Source organism: Deinococcus marmoris DSM 12784 (assembly GCF_000701405.1).
Classification (GTDB): domain Bacteria; phylum Deinococcota; class Deinococci; order Deinococcales; family Deinococcaceae; genus Deinococcus; species Deinococcus marmoris.
Genome location: NZ_JNIV01000238.1, coordinates 1 through 1434 on the forward strand (window position 1 = coordinate 1; position 1434 = coordinate 1434).

Sequence of the window (1434 nt, forward strand, 5' to 3'; positions counted from 1 at the left end):
GTAACTACTCAGCGCGAGAAGTTCGGCATGAGGATGTCACCGCGAAAGACACTCACGAGGCCCTGCCAAACATTCATGCCCTGCTTGCGAAGTGTGGAGACATAGCTGCGAATCCGGCAGAACGCCTCGCCGCCCGCGACAGAACGGAAGCCCCCTGAGATTTTGCGTTTGATGCAAAACATCCGAATATCGCGTTCCGCCTGGTTGTTGTCGAAGGGAACGTCATCCCGTTCGAGAAACAGCAGCACCGCGCCCCGGTGCTGCTGACACCGTAAAGCCAGATTGCGGCCCTTGGTTTGCTTGGGTTTCCACCGGCGGCCCGGCACTGGGGGAGAGGCCGGATTGGCATTGAGTCCCTGGATCAACAAGGCGTCGAAGCGTTCGTAGAACGCTTCTTTCTGGGTCTGCGTCAGTGTTCCGGTCTTGCGCTGGTGATAGACCCCTTGCAACTCGGTGCGCAATTCTCCGGCCCAGCTTTGCTTCAAATGTTCGTGGAGGTAACGCAGTTCCCGTAGCAGATGAGCATTGCACAGTGCATGCTGACCTGGAAGCTGGAAATACGTGTTCCAGGCGTCGTGAACCACGACGCCCTCAAACCGGTCCAGCACGCCCATCTTTTCAATCGCTGCATACCCCCGGTTTGAATGCTGTCCGTACAGCGTGAACTCAGCATTGCTGACTGAGTGCAACCACTGCATCTTGCCACCCAACTTGCTCCCAGTTTCATCGGCGTGCAGCACATTTTGCTCCATGAGCGCGGTTTTGAGTTGATCTTCAAAGCCTTCGAGCCGACTGGAGGCGAGGTAGAGGTTGAGCATGATGGTGCCGCCAGATGGACGCGCGCCACACAGCGCGTCTACCACGTCTGCGGTGCGTTCCAGCGGTACGGCATGCACGACATTCAGGTAGGTGGTCAAGGCGTGGACACGCGGCCCGTACTGCACCTGACCGGGAACGTCGGCAGGAAAGGCGGCCTGTTCGCGGTGGGCGCAGCGCGGGCAGATTTTGACCTCGACCTGATATTCCGTGACGTGCAGCCGCACTTCCGGCAGATCATGGACTTGGCGGGCCAGCAGATCGTGAACCGCCACGGTGTCCCAGGGCTCTCCACAGCCGCACTGCCCAGTGACTGGGAGCGTCCTGATTTCATCAGGATGCTCACTCATTTTCAGCGTCTTGCCAGGGTGGCCGCGCTGTCCGCCAGAAGAGCAACCGCTCTTCTGGCGCTCACTCTTGGGAAGCCACGGTTTGTCCTGGCTGGGAGGCTGGCTAGAGGTTTTGCTGGTTTGCGCGAGCTGGGCTTCCAGATCTTGAACACGGGCGAGCAAGGCAGCAAACGCGAGTTGAAGCTGTGCCAGTTCAGCTCCCAGTCGTTTGCAGTTGGCGCAGTCGTTTTGAATGCGCCTACTCTACACTCGCCCGCTTCGCAAGTCC

At 59.1% G+C, this 1434-nt stretch carries 1 protein-coding gene; it reads right to left on the minus strand.

The window, feature by feature from the left end:
* Positions 1-8: 8 nt before the first annotated feature.
* Positions 9-1358 (minus strand): IS66 family transposase, encoded by a 1350-nt coding sequence (tnpC, locus tag Q319_RS0123565; protein ID WP_081846285.1) that lies wholly within the window; start codon positions 1356-1358, stop codon positions 9-11.
* Between the last annotated feature and the right edge of the window lie 76 nt (positions 1359-1434).